Source organism: Roseomonas sp. SRI_022, assembly GCF_057586215.1.
In genome coordinates, this window is the sequence record NZ_JBYCZL010000021.1 from 90,297 (window position 1) to 107,764 (window position 17,468).

Consider the following 17,468-nt stretch of genomic DNA (forward strand, 5'->3'; position numbering starts at 1 on the left):
GGTGGTTTCCCTGCCGCGCCGATGCCCGCACCATGCCCTCGTGACGTCTGCCCTTCTCCCTGGCCTTCGCGAGGCCCTCGGCGCCGCTGGCGTCGCCATGGCCGCGACTTTCCTCGCCTTTGGCGCCGCAGTGCAGGAGGCCGGGCTATCGCCCGGCTGGGCGCTGCTCGCCTGCTGGGGCATCTACGGCATGCCAGGGCAGTTGGTCCTGGTCCAGGCAGCGGCCTCGGGCTGGGCGGGCGGCCTGGGCGCGGCCGTGATGGGTGCCGTCGCGGTCAATGCCCGCTTCCTGCCAATGGCCGTCTCGCTGACCCCGGTGCTGGCGGCAAAGGATCGTCTGCGCCTGCTGCCCGCAGTGCCCTTCATCGCCGTGACGCCCTGGGCCGCGGCCATGCGTGCCTTGCCGGCGGTCGATCGGCCAGCACGCATCGGCTGGTTCCTCGGTTTCGGGCTGACCTCCTGGCTGGTGGCGGGTGCGGCCGCGCTGTCCGGCTTCTACATCGGCAGGGCCTTGGGGCCGGAGGCCCGCGCCGCGCTGCTCTTCGTCAATCCGCTCTACTACGCGCTGCTGCTGGCGGTGGACCTCGACAAGCCCGCGCCTCGGCGTGCCGTGCTCTGCGGGGCCGCCGCCGCCGGGCTGGCCTTCCTGTTGCCGAGCGGGATGGCCCTGCTCGCCGCCGGCCTGCTGGGCGGCACCGTGGCCTTCCTGCTGGGACGCCGCCGTGCCGCCGGCTGACCTCGCTCTGCTGCTGACAGCGCTCGCCTGCCTCGGCCTGCGCCTCGCTGGCGTGTGGCTCGCGGGCGGACTATCCGCCGAGCACCCGGTCATCGCCTGGGCCACGGCCGTCGCGCAGGCGACACTCGCGGCCTTCGTGACGCTTGCCATCATCGCACCGGCGGGGGCGCTGGCGGAGGTACCCCTCGCCGCCCGGCTCGCGGGCCTGGCAATCGGAATCCTTGTCTGCCTGATGAAGCGGCGCTGGCTACTCCCGGCGCTCCTCGCAGGGCTGGCTACGATGCTGGCCGTCCGGGCGGTGTTGTAGGAGCTGACGCTCAGGCCGAGCGCAGGATCCGCATCAGCGCCGTGACATGATCCGGCGGCGTCTGCGGCACGATGCCGTGCCCCAGGTTGAAGATGAAGGGCCGCCCGCGCATCGCCCCGAGGATCGAGCGCGCCTCCGCCTCCAGCGCAGCACCTCCGGCGACCAGCGCCAGCGGATCGAGGTTGCCCTGCAGCGCCATGGTCGGCGGCACCGCCTGGGCGGCCCAGCGTGGATCCATCGAGGTATCGATCGCCGTCGCGTCCACCCCGGCCCGCGCCGCGTAATCCGTCAGCAACGGGCCGGCGAGGCGCGGAAAGCCGATCAGCGGAATTCCAGGGCAGCGCCGCCGCAGCGCCCGCGTGATCGACGCCGTGGGCTCGATCACCCAGCGGCGGAACTGACCCGGAGAAAGCATCCCCGCCCAGGAATCGAACAGCATCAGGGCCTCGGCCCCGGCTTCGGCCTGCGCGACGAGGTATTCGACCGTCGATTCCTGCAAGGTGCGGATCAGCCGCCCGAACAGCGCCGGATCGGCATAGGCGAGGCCGCGCGCCGCGGCGAACTCCTTGCTGCCGCGCCCTTCCAGCATGTAGCAGGCGACGGTGAAGCAGCCGCCGGCGAAGCCGATCAGCGTGGTGCGCGGCGCTTCCGCCGCCAGCCCCGCGCGCACCCGTGCCACCGTCTCCAGGATGGGTGCAACGCGTGCCACCAGGGTGGCGGGATCGAGCGCGCCGATCGCGGCCGCGTCGCGCAGCGGCTCCAGCAACGGCCCTTCACCCTCGGCGAAGCGCAGGGGCTGACCGAGCGCCCAGGGCACCATCAGGATGTCGGAGAAGAGGATCGCGCCGTCCATGCCGTAGCGGCGGATCGGCTGCAGCGTGACCTCTGCGGCAAGCTCCGGCGTCGTGCACAGGCTGATGAAGTCGCCGGCCTTGGCGCGTACCTCGCGGTACTCCGGCAGGTAGCGGCCGGCCTGGCGCATCAGCCAGGCGGGCGGCGGCCACACGGCTTCACCGGCCAGGGCGCGCAGGAGCGGCTTGGCCGGTCCAGGGGAGACATTCGGTTCCATGCCTCGCCCTTAAACAGTGAATAAGGATTCTTAGAAAGGCTGGGAAAGTGGTTGGGCCTGTGGATGACGGGGACGCAGCCGGTCCCGAAAGCATCCACAGTCCGGCCCACAGGCGTCGTCGCGCTGAATCCCCGCTGAGACATGGCATTGAACGACCTGTCCGCAGGTGGAGCATCGCCGTGTTGGATTCCATGCCGTGATCAGGCGGTCTCGCGGTGGCATTGCACTTGTCCCCGCAGGGTGTCCCGCGCTTGGATTCCATCCCCGCCATCCACAGGGATTCACGCTATCCTTCCCCCGATGCCCAACCGCCAGATCAACCTGCACCTCGTCTCGGATTCGACGGGGGAGACGCTGAACTCGATCTCCCGCGCCACGCTGGCGCGCTTCGACGATCATCACGTCATCCATCATCGCTGGTCGCTGGTGCGATCCCGCCTTCAGCTCGATCGCGTGCTGGAAGGGATCGAGCATGAGCCGGGCCCGGTGCTCTACACGCTGGTCGATTCCAGCCTGCGCCTGGCGCTCGAGGAAGCCTGCGGCAGGCTGGGCGTGACCTGCGTGTCGCCGCTCGATCCGGTGATGGACCTGCTGCAGGGCGCGATCGGCGCCCGCGCGAAGGAAAAGCGCGCCGCGCAGCATGTGATGGATGCGGATTATTTCCGGCGCATTGACGCCATGCACTATGTGCTGTCGCATGATGACGGTCAGGGCACGCAGGGCATCCGCAACGCGGATGTCGTGTTGGTGGGCGTCTCGCGTTCCTCCAAGACGCCGACCTGCTTCTACCTCGCCAATCGCGGCATCAAGGCGGCCAATGTGCCGCTGGTGCCCGGCGCGGCCTTGCCGGACGCGCTGGAATCCCCGCCCTGCCCGGTGATCGGGCTGCACATCGACATGAATGCGCTGATCGATATCCGCCGGCATCGGCTGAAGATCATCGGTGCCACCGGCGTGCGGCAGGATGCCACCGACTATATCGACCCCGAGGCGGTGAAGTCGGAGATCATCGCCGCCCGGCGGCTCTGCACCTCGCGCGGCTGGCCGGTGATCGACGTGACCCGGCGCAGCATCGAGGAAACCGCGGCGACCATCCTGCAATTGATGGAATCCTGGCATGCCCGTCGCAAGGATGCGGCAGCGATCCAGGAACCGGAGGATCCCGCCGCCTCGGTGCTTGGCACGCCCACGGGGGCATCGTGACCGCATTGCAGGCGGCTGCACCCCGCCTGGTTCTGGCATCGGCTTCCACTGCTCGCCGGGCGGTGCTGGAAGCGGCCGGCTTGCGCTTCGAGGCCATCGCGGCCGCGGTGGATGAGGACGCCATCAAGGCCGCCGCCCAGGCCGAGGCCATCCCGCCGACCGACGCGGCCCTGATGCTGGCCGATGCCAAGGCCGAGCGTATCGGGCGCCGCGATCCCGAGGCATTGGTGATCGGCTGCGACCAACTGCTGGTCTGCGAGGGGCGCTGGTTCGACAAGCCCGCCGACATCGCCGCGGCCCGCGATCATCTTCTGGCCTTGCGCGGGCGCAGCCATCAGCTCGTCACGGCAATTGTCTGCCATCGCAACGGAGGCCGCATCTGGCAACACGTGGCCGTGCCACGGCTGACCATGCGCGAATTCTCGGAAGCCTTCCTCGATGCGTATCTCGCGGCCGAAGGCGCGGTGGTCACGCAATCGGTCGGTGCCTACCGGATCGAGGGACCGGGCATGCAATTATTCAGCAAGGTGGAGGGCGAACACGCCGCGATCCTGGGGGTGCCGCTGCTTGCCCTGCTGGGGTTCCTTCGGCAGCACGGGGTCTTGCCTGGTTGAGACGGATTGGAGAGGGGCACTGCCCCTCTCCAAACCTCTCCCCGCCAGGGGGCAGTGCCCCCTGGACCACCGGAACTGGCTGTCATGCCCAACGCCAAGTGACGGTTTCCAAAGGCCCCTCGGCCTTTGGTGGGGGGAGGTTCGGAGGGGGGCAAAGCCCCCCTCCGCTTCCCTCAGCGCGCCTGGCCGCGCCAACGCGCACCGAGGAACCCACCCAGTATCGCCCCGACAACGCCGCCCACCGGTCCCATCAGGAAGACCGCCCCCATGGCGAAGGCGCCTTCGCGCTGGCTGACATGCGCGAGCTCACCATAGGTCAGCGCTGCCGCGCTGGTGCCGACCCAGCCCAGGATGAAGCCAAGCACGATACCGAGGAGGATCCGCATCACGCCTCACCGCCGCCGGCGAAGGGCGGCTTCAGCCACAGCGCGTCCTTCACCTTGCCGGAGACGAAGGCAGCATGGGCGTCGGCGCGGTCCGGCGGCACGGCGATCGGCCGCGGCGCCCATTCCACGGCCTCGACCGCAGCGAAGGCCGGTCCGCCGCCGGCCAATGCGGCCGCCAGCTCGAAGCCCGGCTGCTTGCCGCCCATCAGCTCCAGATAGACCTGCGCCAGCAGCGTGCAGTCGAGGATGGCGTTGTGCGAGGACCGCATCGAATTGTCGACGCCAAGCCGCCGACACAGCGCGTCCAGGCTGTTCGGCATGCCTGGGTAGCGTTCCTTGGCCAGCACCAGGCTGTCCACCATCCGCGTGCGATCGAGCTTGGGCTGCCCGGCACGGAGCAGTTCGGCGTCCAGGAAGCCGAAATCGAAGGGCGCGTTGTGCGCGACGATCGGCGCGTCGCCAAGGAAGTCCAGCATGGCCGCCGCGATCTCCGCGAATTTCGGCTTGCCGGTCAGGTCGCCATTGGTGAAGCCATGCACCCGCGTGGCCTCGGCGGGAATGTCGCGCTCGGGATCGATCAGGCAGTGGAAGGTCGCACCTGTCGGCAGCAGGTTCACAAGCTCCACCGCCGCCACTTCGATGACACGGTCGCCCTGCTGGGGGTCGAGCCCCGTGGTCTCGGTGTCCAAAACGATCTGGCGCATCGGCGCAGTATAGGCGGATGAGGCCTAGGGCGTCAGTGTCTGCACCAGTCGCTTGATCGCCGCCTGGGCGAAGCGGCGGCCGAGGCCGGTCGGGATGACGTGGTCCGCGCGGCGGCGCTTCTCGGCATCGGGCATCTGGCGGGCACGGATCGAGGCGAGCCGTTCCGCGGTCATGCCAGGACGGCGCAGCACGCGCACCGCCTGCACCGCGGCCGGCGCGGAGACCACCACCACCCGATCCACCCGCTTCTCCCCGCCGGTTTCCAGCAGCAGCGGCACGTCGAGCACGACCAGCCGCCGGCCCGCGCGACGCGCCCGGCCGAGGAAGCGACGTTCCTCGTCCCGCACCAGCGGGTGGACGATGCGTTCCAGCCGCTTCAGCGCCGTCGGATTGCCGAGCACGGCGCGCCGCAGTGCCTCCCGGTCCACGCGGCCATCCACGACGCAGTCGGGAAACGCCGCGCCGATGGGCCCCACCGCGCGCCCGCCACGCGCCTGCAACCGGTGCACCGCGGCATCCGCATCGAAGACGGGAACGCCCAGCTGCCGGAAGGTGATGCTGGCCGTGGACTTGCCCATCCCGATGCTGCCGGTCAGGCCGATGACGATCATCGCGGCGGGATATCCGCCGCGATCAGGTCATGCAGCGCCGCATCGACGCGCGGGCTGGCGCCGAACCACGCCTCGAACCCCGGCCGCGCCTGGTGCAGTAGCATGCCGAGACCCTGTACGGCACGCAGCCCGCGCGCGCGCGCCGCGGTCAGCAGGGCCGTCTCCAACGGCACATAGACGATATCCGCCACCACCGCCGTGGCGGGCAGCGGCGCGAGGTCGATCGCCAGCGGCGGATGTCCCTGCATGCCGAGCGAGGTGGTGTTCACCAGCAGCGCCGCCCCGGCCAGCGGCGGGACCTCCGCCACGTCGATCGGACCGCCGAGATCACGCGCCAGCGCCTCCGCCCGGTCGCGGGACCGGTTCACCAGCGTGACGCGCGGGCAGCCGGCATCGAGCAGCGCCGCCGCGATCGCCCGCGCCGCGCCGCCGGCACCCAGCAGCACGGCCGGCCCGTCGGCGGGCTGCCAGCCCGGCGCCTGGTCGCGCACGGTTTCGAGGAAGCCGAAGCCATCGGTGTTCGATCCCTCGATCCGCCCATCGCGAAACACGAGCGTGTTCACCGCTCCGGCGCGGCGCGCGGTGGCGTCGACCACGTCGCAGACCTCGAAAGCAGCCTGCTTGTGCGGAATGGTGACATTCGCCCCGCGGAAGCCGAGTGCGGCGAGCGACCGCACGGCCGCCGCGAAATCCTCCGGATGCACGGGCAGCGGCAGATAGGCGCCGTCGATGCCGAGCGTCTCCAGCCAATAGCCGTGCAGGCGCGGGGAACGGGAATGGGAGACGGGCCAGCCGAGGACGCCGGCGAGACGGGCATGTCCGGTGAGCAATCGCATGCCCGCAGAAAGCCTCGTCAGCCGGTGCTGCGCAAGGCCAGCGGTCAGCCGAATTTCAGCGACGCCACGCCATCCTGCGGCCGCACCCAATAGGTGTAGCGATAGGCCTCGCGCAGCCCGAGCGCGGTGTTCAGCGTCAGCGAGGCCGTGTTGGTCACCGCCACCTGGCAGAACAGCCATGCCGCGCCCTGCGCGCGCGCCCACTCCGCCGCGGCGCGCACGGTCCGGGCGGCAAGGCCCTTGCGCCGGTGTTCCGGCCGCACGGCGAGGTCGAAGTAGCCCGCGATCGGCCCGGCCGCGACGACCGAGGCGACCGCGGCGGCCTGCCCGCCATCGCGCAGGGTGATCCAGGCGCCGGGCGTGGTCAGCAGCGGCGGGTTGCCTTCCTTCTCCTGGCGGCGCTTGGGGCTCTGGTGCTCGGCGGTCGCGGTGACGGCCATCCAGTCGGCATCCGGGGCCGGGCGTGCCTCTGCTGTCGGGTCCGGCGCGGCGATGGCGGCGATGGGTGCGAGCAGGACGATCGTCTCGTCCTTCGGCACGTAGCCGCGCGCGGCCAGAAGGTCCGCCAGCCCCGGCGGGTCCAACGGCATGGAGCGGAACCGCACCGGCAGGCCAAGCGCGGCGTAATGGGCCTCGATCCGGCCGATCCGCGCGGCGAGGTCCGGGTCGGGCGACGGATCGAGCGAGGAGGCGGCATTGGCGCGCCCGGTGCCGCCGGCGAAGGCGCGCACCACGAAGGGGCCGTCGAAGCCGGTGCGCGGCGCCGGCACGGCGGTCAGCGTCGCCCGTTCCAGCGCCAGGACGTCGGGCGGGGTCACGGCTGCAGGCCGAGCCGGCCGATCAGCATCTCCTCCATGCGGGTCGATTCCGCGAGGAAGGCGCCATAGGCGGCGCCGTCGCGATAGTCCTCGGTCATGTCCAGGCGTTCGAGCAAGCTTCGGAATTCCTCGGTCTGCATGGTCACCCGCACGGCGTCGTGGATCGTGGCGGTGATCTCGGCGGGCAGGCCGGGCGGGCCGACGATGCCGAAGGGCGTCGTCACCACCAGCCGGTAGCCGAGTTCCCGCAGCGTCGGGACCGCCGGCCAGCGGCGCAGGCGCTGCGCGCTCCAGACATTCAGCCAGACGGCCTCGCCCGCCGTCACCGCTTCCCCTATGCGGACGGGGCCGGCCAGCACGTCGATATCACCGTCCGCCAGGGCGCGGGCGCCGTGCATGGCGCCGCGGAAGGGTACATGCGCGACCTGCACCCGTTCGCGCAGCAGCAGCCGCGCCATGGTCAGATGCGCCGTCGAATTCAGGCCGGAGGATCCGTAGGACAGCGTGCCGGGCTTCTCCCGCGCTTCGCGGATGAAGCCAGCCCAGCCATCGGGAAAGCGGTCGGTCTTGGCAATGGTGCCATAGGCGCTGCCCGCCACGCCCAGGATGGGGGTGGTATCGTTCGCCGCGTCGAAGCCCATGTTCTCGAGCAAGGCGGTGCGGATCACCTGGACCGGGAGCTGCGCCAGGAGCCGCCCATCGGGTCGCGCATTGGCCAGCCCGGCGATGGCGCGCACCCCGGCGCGGCCCGGCTTGTTGTGGATCTCGACCGGCTGGCCGAGCCGACGCGACAGCCCCGTCGCCAGGATCCGCATCACATCGTCATTGGTGCCGCCCGCGGCGAAGGGAACGATGAACGTGACCGGCCCGGCCGGCGCCCATGCGGCGCGGCCTGTCCTGGTCGTCACGGGCAGGGCGAGAGCGCCAGCCAAGACGGCGCGGCGCGCGATCCCCGACATGCGGCGGCATTCTCCCAGCGCCAAGTCGAAGTCCCTATTTTGCGCCATCACGGATCGGTGCGCCAGCACCCCAGGGCTGCATGCCCATTATGCAATGCAAGCCAGATGCCTTGCGCCGCAACCACAGGGCGGGCAGAGGGATCGGCATGCTGCGATCCGTCCTTACCGTCGGCGGCTGGACCATGGCCAGCCGAATCCTGGGTTTCGCGCGCGACATGCTGATCGCCTCCCGCCTCGGCGCCGGCCCGGTGGCGGATGCCTTTTTCGTCGCGCTGAAACTGCCGAACCTGTTCCGTCGCCTGTTCGGAGAGGGCGCCTTCAACGCGGCCTTCGTCCCCGCCTTCGCCGGGACGCTGGCAGCCGAGGGCCGCGCCAATGCCCAGGCGCTGGCCGAGCGGATGGGCGCGCTGATGACGCTCTGGCTCGGCGTGCTGGTGGTCATCGGCATGGTGTTCATGCCGCAGTTGATGCGGGTGCTGGCGCCCGGCTTCTCCGACGATCCGGCGAAGTTCGCCCTGGCGGTCGAGCTGACGCGGATCACCTTCCCCTACCTGCTGTTCATCTGCCTCACGGCGCTGGTCGGCGGCGTGCTCAATGGCCTGGACCGCTTCGCCGCGGCGGCCGCGGCGCCGGTCTTCTTCAACCTGATCTCGATGGCGACGTTGCTCTGGCTGACGCCTTATGTGGCCACGCCGGGCCATGCGCTGGCCTGGGGCGTGACCGCGTCGGGCGTGGTGCAGCTCGCGCTCGTGCTCTGGGCGACGGCGCAAGCGGGGATGGCGCTGAACATCCTGCGCCCGCCCTCGATCACGCCGCAGGTGCGCCAGGTGCTGCGCCGCATGGTGCCGGGTGTGATCGGCGCCGGGGTCGTGCAGCTTAACCTGGCGGTGGACATCATCATCGCCTCGCTGCTGCCGGCAGGCGCGATTTCCTTCCTCTACTACGCGGACCGGGTGGCCCAGCTGCCGCTCGGGGTGATCGGCGCGGCGATGGGCACGGCGCTGTTGCCGCTGCTGTCGCGGCAATTGCGCTCCGGGCAGCCCCTTTCGGCGCATCGTTCGATGAACCGGGCGCTCGAGGTCTCGCTGCTGCTGACCCTGCCGGCTGCGGTGGGGCTGGCGGTGGCGGCGGGTCCGATCATCGCCGCCCTGTTCCAGCGCGGTGCCTTCGGCGCGGCGGAATCGGCGGCGAGCAGCGGGGCACTGGTCGCCTACGCCGTGGGGCTTCCGGCCTTCGTGCTGGTGAAGGTCTTCGCACCCGGCTTCTTCGCGCGCGGGGATACGGCGACGCCGGTGAAGCTCGGGCTGCTGGCCGTGGCGCTGAACCTGGGGCTGAACCTGATGCTGATGGGGCCGCTGCAGCATGTCGGCGTGGCGCTTTCCACCTCGCTCGCCGCCTGGGCGAATGCGGCGCTGCTGGCCTGGCTGCTGGCGAGGCGCGGGCATTTCCTGGCCGACCGGCGGTCGCGGCGGGCGGTGCCGCGCATCCTGGCGGCGAGCGTCGTGATGGGCGCGGTGGTGGCCGGGCTGGCGCTGCTGCTGCCCGCGCCGACGGGATCGGCCGGGCGGGCGCTGGTGGCGGCGCTGCTGATCGGCGCCGGGGCCGCGGCCTATCTGGCGGCGGGGGCGGCGCTGCGGGCGTTCAGCATCCACGAGGTCGTCGCCGTGCTGCGCCGGCGCGGCCGGGCCACGTCGCGGGGGTAAGGCGCCTTCCGGCCGCCAGCACTGGCGGCCGGACGCCTCGCGAGGACAGTCGCGCCCATCGACCCGGCACGACACATCGTGCCAAAAATGATCCTGAGCGCAAATCTTGTTGCTCTCGTTCCTGCGAGTCGATAGACCGATCGTGACCGTTTCATCGATTGGGCTGGAAAGACATCCGCGTGGTTACCGTTGCGCAGCATCTGCGGGGATCGATAGGGGGCGGTATCGCCCTGCTTCGCGCCGCCGTGACCGCGCCTCGGCCGCCGCAGGCTCGCCGGCCCTCCGCCCGCTTCGCGCTGGTGCCTGAGGTCGGCTTTGCGCCGGAATGCCCGGCTGGTCCGGCCGAGCTGCCCGACCCGCAAACCGCCTCTGCCCTTCTGCCAGCCACACGGACCGCCAGCCGCGCACGCACGAGCCGGCCGGCCACTCGCCCTCCTGGCGGGGCACGCAGGCCCGCCGCCAAGGGCGGCAGAGGCCGAGGTCACCGACCACACGCCGAAATCCTGACGAGGAACCCGCGCCGCCGGCCAACCGCCGCGGCGTGCCTCGTGCTTTCGATTCCCGCCGCGGCGACGCGCGGGGCGACGACGCCTGTCCGCAATCCATTCCGGGCCACACAGCCCGGCCCCAATCCCGCATAGGAGACGACGATGTCTGGTACCTGGACGCCTGGCCCCGGCGCGACGAGTGGCAATGACAGCTTTGCTGGCTCCAGCGGCAACGACACCGCCGCTGGCCTTGCCGGTAACGACACGCTGAACGGGCAGAGCGGCAACGACAGCCTGGTCGGCGGCGATGGCAATGACAGCCTGATCGGCGGCATCGGCAACGACACGCTGCTGCCCGGTGCAGGGCTGGACCGCGTCGACGGCGGCACCGGCACCGACATCGTCTCCTATATCGATGCGACGGCTGCGGTCAGCATCAATATCCAAGGTTCGAACATCACTCTTGGCGGCGCGGCGGCCGGCGACACCCTCAGCAATTTCGAGGGCTTCGTTGGCTCGAACTTCAACGACACCATCCTCGCGCCCAGTGGCTCCATCGCGCTGTTCGGCGGCGGCGGCAATGACCTTATGGCCGGCGGCCAGCAGCTCGACACCATTGTCGGTGGTGCGGGCGCCGACACCATCTTCGGCGACCAGCAGAACGATTCCCTGTTCGGCGGCTTCTGGGACCCGGTCACGGGCGAAGCCTTCGAGGACATGGAGCGGGACTTCATTGTCGGCGGCAACGGCGCTGACACGGCCTATGCCGGCCAGGGCGACGTCATGGTTGGTGGGAGTGGCAGCGACTTTGCCTACGTCCCCGTCGGCTACGCCGATTCCGGCCAGGATTCGGTCGTGACCTATCCGACCGGCCCCGGCACCACCGGAACGCTCACCTTCGACATCTGGACCAGCACGGTTCCGGGCTCGCAGCCGATCTACCTCAGCGGCTTCGACAGCTTCCGGACCTACCAGGGCGCCATCTGCTTCGCGACCGGCACGCGGATCGCGACCGCGCGCGGCGAAGTGGCGGTCGAGGACCTGCGCGTCGGCGACCTGATGGTCACCGCCCATGGCGGCGCGGCGCTGCAGCCGGTGGTCTGGCTCGGCCACACCCGCACCAACGTCGCCCAGCATCCGGACCGTGCCAAGGTGGCGCCGGTCCTGATCAAGGCCGGCGCGCTGGCCGATGGCGTGCCGCATCGCGACCTGCGCGTGTCGCCCGACCATGCAATGTTCCTCGACGGCCATCTGGTGCCGGCGAAGCACCTGGTGAACGGCACCTCCATCGTGCAGGAGCTGTGGTGCCCCGAGGTGACCTACTGGCATGTCGAGCTGCCGGCACACGGCCTGCTGGTGTCGGAAGGCGCGGTGTCGGAGAGCTACTTCGACGACGGCAACCGCAAGCATTTCGACAATTACGGCATCACCACGCTGTTCAAGGACTTCGAGAGCGAGCGCGGCAACGGCCGCTACGCCGCCAATGCCTGCCGTCCGCTGATCCAGCAGGGCGCGCAGCTGGAGCGCATCCGCGCCCGCATCGCCGAGCGGGTCGAGGCGGCGTCGGCGGAGAAGCGGCGCGCCTGACGACAAGTGCCTGTGCCGGCGCGCCGAGGGCGGAGCCTTCGGTGCGCCGTCATGGCGCGCGAAACTGGCGTGGATATGAATGCGGCGGGCCTCGGCACGGGGGCCCGCCGTTTTCATGTTCCGGCCGTGGTGCCGCGGATGAATTGGTGCCTACAGCGCCGATGACCTGCCGTTCGGGGCGGCGCCACAAGCATGGCGACCGCAGGGCCGAGCGGCTCGCTATCCCGCTTGCGCAGCGGCGGCCTGAAGCGGGCCCATGACCTGACCCGGACGGAACGCGCGTCGACGGCCGCCCATGGCGACCTTGGCAATCGCGGCCGGTCTGGCATGCCCATGCTCAGGATGCGGCCTGCAACGGGGCGAGGGTTGCCTCCCTCTGCCGCCAGGCCGTGTCGAATGCAGGATCGCAGGCGCTGGCCCGAAAACGGCCGGCGCGGCCGGTTCAGCGCCCGGCGGTGCTCTGGCTGCGCAGCTCCCGCGCGCGGGCGAGGACACGGTCCTCGAGCTCGGCGGAGGTCGCCGGCGTCACCAGCGCGTCCGTCCAGTTGTTGCCCTGGCGGACCTGGCGGAACACCGACACGCGGATGCCGTCGGAACGCAACTGACGCCCCATGACATAGGCCGTCGCCTTGAAGCGTTCGGAGGTGGTGCCGGGCGGCGAATACCAGTCGGTGATGATCACGCCGCCGAAGGGGTCGGCCGAGGCCAGCGGCATGAAGGCCAGGGTGTCGAGCGTCGCGCGCCAGAGATAGGCGTTGACCCCGAGCCCGGCGCCACCACCCGACCCGGCATCCTCGGGCCGGGAGCGCGCGGTGCCGAACAGCACGATGCCGTCATCCTGCCCGGTCAGGCGGCCACGGACGCGGTCGCGGCCGGACTGGGAGGTATATTCATCCCGGCCGACATTGCGGACTTCGTTCGTATCACCGCATGCGCCGAGCAGCGCGGCGATGCCAAGAACGCAGGACAGGGCCGCAGGGCGGCGCCAGGGGGAGGCGGCACGGGTCATGGGGCCGTCTTGTAGCCCCGGAAAGGTGTCACTGAAAAGGCGAAGCCCGCTGAAACGCTTCAGGACGCGTTCGGTTCGCTGACCGAGAACGCCTCCGGCGCCCCACGCGTCCCATGGCAATCGCGCATGACGCGGAATGCAGCCTCCAGATTCCGCGTATAACGGGGGCTGTCGAACAGGACGCAGCCCGGAAGCGACGCCGCCAGCCTGGCGCGGATGGCGGCAAGCGCGCCCCGGTCGGCGGCCAGCGCGATGGCCCGCGCCTCGAACTCCGCCTGGCTGTGCGTCACCATGTCGGGCAGCCCGGCCGCGTGCAGCAGGCTGGCCGCCACCCGCCCGGCGAAGGCTTGCCCGATCCGCGTCAGCACCGGCAGCCCGGCGCCGAGCGCGTCGCAGGCCGTGGTGTGGGCGTTGTAAGGCAGGGTGTCGAGGAACAGGTCGGCCAGGGCGTGCCGGCCGAGATGGTCGGCATGGTCCACCCGCCCGGCCATCACCAGCCGCGCCGGGTCGATACCGCGCGCGGCGGCGGCCTCGCGCAGGTTGCGGGTCGCCGCCGCGTTCTCCTCGCGCAGCCACAGTACCGAGCCCGGCGTGGCGGCAAGGATGCGCATCATGCCGTCGAAGGCCTCGGGCAGGATCTTGTGGGTGTTGTTGAAGCAGCAGAAGACGATGCCGTCCTCCGGCAGGCCGAACTGCGCGCGGGTCAGCCCGGCGATCGTCACCTCCCGCTGGTCGTCGGTCGGCATGAAGCAGCCGGGCAGGCGGACGACCTTCTCGGCGTAGAAGCCCTCGGCATCATCCGGCACGGTGACGGCATCGGCCAGGATGTAGTCCATGAAGGGCGAGCCCATCGTGCCCGGATAGCCGAGGAAGACGGCCTGCACCGGCGCGATGCCTTGCGCGAACAGGACCGTGCGGGAATCCCCAGTGTAGCCGTTGAGATCGACGGCGATGTCGAGGTCGAGGCCGCGGACATGCGCGACCGCCGCCGCATCCGGCAGCGTCGAGACGTCGTGGAAGCCGTCCACCGCGGCGCGCAGCCGCGCCTGCACCGCATCCCCGGTCAGGCGGCCGAGCGAAATGGCATGCACCTCGAACGCCGAGCGATCATGCAGTTCCAGCAACCGCGCCATCAGGTGGCCGACGGCGTGCTCGCGCAACTCTCCGCTGACATAGCCGATGCGGATTCGGTTGCCCTCGGCGCGGGCGGGCAGCGCAGCGCGGCGGGCGGGCTGGTTCTCCCGCGCATGGCGGCTGGCGCAGCGCAGATGCAGGGCGGGATCGTCGGCGATGCACAGCGCCTCGAAGGGCGGCAGGCGCAGGCTGCCATCCTCGGCGCCAGCGAGGACCGCGTCGCGGGTCGCCGAGATGTCGGTCCAGTCACACAGCCGCAGGCGGTTGAACAGCAGCATGGCCTGCGCGGCATCGGGCAGACGCCCGGGCGGCAGTGCGACCGCGCGCGCGAAGGCGGCGATGGCCCCTTCGGTATCCTTCGCGGCCAAGCGGATATTGCCGCTGGTCAGCTGCACCGGGCGTGAGGCCGGGTAGAGCGCCACCGCGCGGTCCAGCGCCGCCACCGCATCGGGATCGCGGCGCAGCCCGCTCAGCGCCATGCCGCGGCCGATCAGCCCGCGTTCCAGGTCGGGCTGGCGGCGCAGCACTTCCTCGAAGACCTGCAGCGCGGGCGCGAAATCGGTCAGGTTCAGCAGGCCCTGCCCGAGCGTGGTCAGCAGTTGTGGCGTGGCGCCGTGGCGGCGGGCGACATCGCGCAGCAATTCCACCGCATCCCGGTTGCGGCCCAGCCGCTGCAGCGCGGACCCGGCGTGGGCGGCGGCGGCGACATGGCCGGGATTGGCGGCGAGAGCGGCGCCGAAGGCGGCCAGAGCCTCCTCCGCTTGATCGAGCGCCATCAGGGAGGTGCCGAGGTTGTTGTGGAAATCGGCGTCGATGCCGTCGAAGCGCCGGGCGAGAATGGTGCGGAAGGCTTCCAGCGCCTCGGCATGGCGGCCCATCTCCGCCAACCCGTCGGCCAGGTTGAAATGGGCGAAGGCGAAGCCGGGATCGGCGTCGATGGCGCGGTGGAAGGCTTGCACCGCCTCGGCCCGGCGACCCAGGGCGCGCAGGACATTGCCCATGTCGTTCAGCAGGGCGGGGTCCTTCGGCATCCGGCCGAGCGCGGCACGCAGATGCTTCAGCGCCTCGGCCGGTTCACCCTTGGCGAAAAGCGCGATGCCGAGCAGCCGGTTGACCTGGGCGCCGCCCCGGTCCTGCGGCAGGGCGCGGCGATAGCAGCGGATCGCCTCATCAAGCCGCCCGGCCTGGTGCAGGGCGACGCATTGGCGGAGATCGACGGCGTCCGCCATCGGCAGCCCCCTTGGCTGGTAGATCCGTGCGGGGCCGGATGCGCCCCCCACAAACACGAAGGGCGGCAGGGTTTCCCCTGCCGCCCCCGTTGCTTCCGTCCCGAAGGATCAGAAGGCGAGGCGGATGCCCACCACGCCGATGTTGATCGTGCGCGTGTTGCTGCCGTTGAACGAAGCGAGGTTCGTGCCCGGGCCGCCCGTGTAGCGAGCGTTGGTCGGCGCCGAGGTCGGCACGTTCTCGTCGTTGATGTTGTTGTACAGGCCGAAGAGCACCAGGCCCGGCGCCAGGTTGTAGGCCACGCCCACGCCCCACAGGGTCTGGGTGCGGTCGTCCAGGTCGCGGATGACCGCGGCGTTGGCACCCGTGCCGCCGACGCGGCCGCTCACGAGCTGCGAGCCGTTGCCCTGGAAGCCCTGGCCGAACACCGCGCCGAACACCAGCGGGCCGACCGTGTAGGTCGCACCGATCAGGTAGTGGCTCGCGCCGTCCACGCCGGCATTGACGGCCTGACGGCCGACCGAGGCGCCACGGTACTGACCCCAGGTGTATTCACCACCGAAGGAGAAGCCGTAGCCCGTCAGCACGAGGCCGGCGGTGTAGGCGTAGACCGACTGCGGCCGCGGGTTGCCGATGGCGCCGAAGGCGGTGCCGGCGGCGTTCAGCGACTGCGCGCTGGCCCACATGCCACCCAGGCCGGCGATCACGCCCACCGGGCCGAAGGTGCCGCGGTAGCGGATGGCCGCCGACATCTCGTTCTCGATGCCGAGGCGATCGCGCTGCGCGGAGGTCAGGCTGCCTTCGTTGTTGGTGCGCTCGCCTTCGCCGGCGTTCGCGGCGTAGGACAGGCCGAAGTCAAAGCCGGCCCACTGCGGCGACAGGTAGATGACCTTCGTCGCGTCGTTGCCGTCGTTGATGCCCGACATGATGTAGGGCGAGGTGTCAGCCAGGCCGGTCTGGACGATGAACTCGTCCCACTCGGCGTCGCCGCCGAGGGCCTGGGAGGCCGGAGCGCGGACCTGCAGCAGCGAGGCGGCGCTGTCTTCCTGGCCGAAGCGGAAGGTGCCGAAGCCGTCAACGCCGACGTAGCCGTACAGTTCGTCGAAGGACACCGTCGTGCCGTCACCGGAGGTGGCGACCACGTTGTCCATCTGGAACTCGAACACCGCACCGTAGGTGAGGCCGTTCGAGGTGCGACCGTCGATGAAGACGTTCAGCTCGGCGTCGTTGCGGAAGTCATAGCGCGAGCGGGCCTGGGCGTTGTTGACGCCGGTCACGCTGTTGCGGCTGCGGGCGCGATCCCAGTCGTCCTGGATCGCGGCGCCCGTGAAGGCGAAGTAGCCGCCCAGACGGATCGACAGACCACCGGCACCGGCCATCGCCGGCGTCGGCGCGGCCGTCACCTGCGTCGACGGGGCCTGCGGGCCGACGTTCAGCGGGCTCGGGGCAACGCCGACGGTACCCGGGGCCGTTTGGAGCGGCACGCCCTGGCCGATCGCACCACCGCCGCCGCGCGTCGTCTGGGCGAAAGCCCCCGGCGCCAGCAGGGCGGCGCCGACAACAGCGGTCGTCCCCAGCAGAATCTTGCGCATTCTAGTCCTCCTCATCGCCGGCGTGCCGGCAGTTCCGACGGCCGCCCTGCCCCCCCGGACAGGGTCCGCCGCCGCTTTCCCCCCAAAAAGGGCGGAAGGGCGGCGTCGTGGCCTGGGCCGGACTATGTCCCGGCAGCGCGCCGGGCGGCAACCGCCCATGCACCCCCTGCGCGACTTACCTGAGACAGTGTGGCGAAGGGGCCACAGCCTGTGGCGCGGCCGCGCAAGGCATGCGCCAGGCCGGACGCGCGCACCGATCTGCCCGATTGGCTCGGGAATGTCATGAAATCGCGCGCAATCCGTCGATCGCCGCAAGGCCCGCCGCGCGCAGCGGCACCCGCCCGACCGTTCCGGCCGCGACACCGCCAAGCGCCGCGGCCGGCATCGGCAGGCACCGCGCCGCCGCCAGCCAGCGCAGCGGGCCGAGCGCGGCGGCACCCGGGTGGCTCCGCGTCGCGAAGATCGGCGACAGGAAGGCAAGGTC

Annotated in this window: 16 protein-coding genes and 1 pseudogene; 6 read left to right on the forward strand and 11 right to left on the reverse strand. The window is 70.9% G+C overall.

Features of this window, described 5'->3' with window-relative positions; all coding sequences use genetic code 11:
• Window positions 1-97 precede the first annotated feature (97 nt).
• A complete protein-coding gene (locus AC2YHJ_RS19675; RefSeq protein WP_487397815.1) occupies window positions 98-736 on the forward strand; it encodes an AzlC family ABC transporter permease in 639 nt (212 codons plus the stop codon).
• Window positions 723-1,043, forward strand: coding sequence for an AzlD domain-containing protein (locus AC2YHJ_RS19680; protein WP_487397817.1), 321 nt, complete (start codon window positions 723-725; stop codon window positions 1,041-1,043). Before AC2YHJ_RS19675 ends, AC2YHJ_RS19680 begins: the two co-directional genes overlap by 14 nt.
• Window positions 1,044-1,053: 10 nt before the next feature.
• Here the strand turns inward: AC2YHJ_RS19680 and hemE are convergent, their stop codons facing one another.
• Window positions 1,054-2,112 (reverse strand): uroporphyrinogen decarboxylase, encoded by a 1,059-nt coding sequence (hemE, locus tag AC2YHJ_RS19685; protein WP_487397818.1) that lies wholly within the window; start codon window positions 2,110-2,112, stop codon window positions 1,054-1,056.
• Window positions 2,113-2,412: 300 nt separating this feature from the next.
• Between hemE and AC2YHJ_RS19690 the strand changes: the two genes are divergently transcribed.
• Together AC2YHJ_RS19690 and AC2YHJ_RS19695 are read left to right on the forward strand one after the other, a co-directional pair.
• Window positions 2,413-3,315, forward strand: a complete 903-nt coding sequence (locus AC2YHJ_RS19690) for a pyruvate, water dikinase regulatory protein (protein WP_487397819.1) — start codon at window positions 2,413-2,415, stop codon at window positions 3,313-3,315.
• Window positions 3,312-3,929, forward strand: a complete 618-nt coding sequence (locus AC2YHJ_RS19695) for a Maf family protein (protein ID WP_487397820.1) — start codon at window positions 3,312-3,314, stop codon at window positions 3,927-3,929. The genes AC2YHJ_RS19690 and AC2YHJ_RS19695 overlap by 4 nt, the downstream gene beginning before the upstream one ends.
• Window positions 3,930-4,102: 173 nt before the next feature.
• Here AC2YHJ_RS19695 and AC2YHJ_RS19700 read toward each other — a convergent pair whose 3' ends face one another.
• The 6 genes from AC2YHJ_RS19700 to AC2YHJ_RS19725 are packed head-to-tail and all read right to left on the reverse strand — an operon-like array spanning window position 4,103 to window position 8,244.
• The gene (locus AC2YHJ_RS19700) at window positions 4,103-4,315 is read right to left on the reverse strand and encodes a hypothetical protein (protein ID WP_487397822.1); all 213 of its coding nucleotides are present in this window, start codon (window positions 4,313-4,315) and stop codon (window positions 4,103-4,105) included.
• Complete coding sequence (dnaQ, locus tag AC2YHJ_RS19705) at window positions 4,315-5,019, reverse strand: DNA polymerase III subunit epsilon (protein WP_487397823.1); 705 nt, start codon at window positions 5,017-5,019, stop codon at window positions 4,315-4,317. The genes AC2YHJ_RS19700 and dnaQ overlap by 1 nt, the downstream gene beginning before the upstream one ends.
• 24 nt (window positions 5,020-5,043) lie before the next feature.
• Entirely contained in the window at window positions 5,044-5,631 is a 588-nt protein-coding gene (gene coaE / locus AC2YHJ_RS19710; protein ID WP_487397825.1) for a dephospho-CoA kinase, read from the reverse strand.
• Entirely contained in the window at window positions 5,628-6,467 is an 840-nt protein-coding gene (locus AC2YHJ_RS19715) for a shikimate dehydrogenase (RefSeq protein WP_487397826.1), read from the reverse strand. The genes coaE and AC2YHJ_RS19715 overlap by 4 nt, the downstream gene beginning before the upstream one ends.
• 44 nt (window positions 6,468-6,511) lie before the next feature.
• Window positions 6,512-7,285 carry a GNAT family N-acetyltransferase gene (locus AC2YHJ_RS19720; RefSeq protein WP_487397827.1) on the reverse strand — a complete coding sequence of 258 codons (774 nt, stop codon included), beginning with the start codon at window positions 7,283-7,285 and terminating at the stop codon, window positions 6,512-6,514.
• Window positions 7,282-8,244, reverse strand: a complete 963-nt coding sequence (locus AC2YHJ_RS19725) for a Bug family tripartite tricarboxylate transporter substrate binding protein (protein ID WP_487397828.1) — start codon at window positions 8,242-8,244, stop codon at window positions 7,282-7,284. Before AC2YHJ_RS19725 ends, AC2YHJ_RS19720 begins: the two co-directional genes overlap by 4 nt.
• A 146-nt stretch (window positions 8,245-8,390) precedes the next feature.
• Between AC2YHJ_RS19725 and murJ the strand changes: the two genes are divergently transcribed.
• Together murJ and AC2YHJ_RS19735 are read left to right on the forward strand one after the other, a co-directional pair.
• Window positions 8,391-9,947 carry a murein biosynthesis integral membrane protein MurJ gene (gene murJ / locus AC2YHJ_RS19730; protein ID WP_487397829.1) on the forward strand — a complete coding sequence of 519 codons (1,557 nt, stop codon included), beginning with the start codon at window positions 8,391-8,393 and terminating at the stop codon, window positions 9,945-9,947.
• 650 nt (window positions 9,948-10,597) lie between these two features.
• Window positions 10,598-12,022, forward strand: a complete 1,425-nt coding sequence (locus AC2YHJ_RS19735) for a Hint domain-containing protein (RefSeq protein WP_487397830.1) — start codon at window positions 10,598-10,600, stop codon at window positions 12,020-12,022.
• Between the two features lie 442 nt (window positions 12,023-12,464).
• On the opposite strand, the gene AC2YHJ_RS19740 is transcribed toward AC2YHJ_RS19735, so the two are convergent.
• The 4 genes and pseudogenes from AC2YHJ_RS19740 to AC2YHJ_RS19755 form a co-directional block, all read right to left on the reverse strand.
• Complete coding sequence (locus AC2YHJ_RS19740; protein ID WP_487397831.1) at window positions 12,465-13,031, reverse strand: DUF3576 domain-containing protein; 567 nt, start codon at window positions 13,029-13,031, stop codon at window positions 12,465-12,467.
• 59 nt (window positions 13,032-13,090) lie between these two features.
• Window positions 13,091-15,394, reverse strand: a complete 2,304-nt coding sequence (locus AC2YHJ_RS19745; protein ID WP_487397832.1) for a tetratricopeptide repeat protein — start codon at window positions 15,392-15,394, stop codon at window positions 13,091-13,093.
• A 108-nt stretch (window positions 15,395-15,502) separates the two neighbouring features.
• The gene (locus AC2YHJ_RS19750; RefSeq protein ID WP_487397834.1) at window positions 15,503-16,984 is read right to left on the reverse strand and encodes a porin; all 1,482 of its coding nucleotides are present in this window, start codon (window positions 16,982-16,984) and stop codon (window positions 15,503-15,505) included.
• 280 nt (window positions 16,985-17,264) lie between these two features.
• A pseudogene (locus AC2YHJ_RS19755) lies at window positions 17,265-17,468 on the reverse strand (thiamine phosphate synthase); the annotation flags it as partial.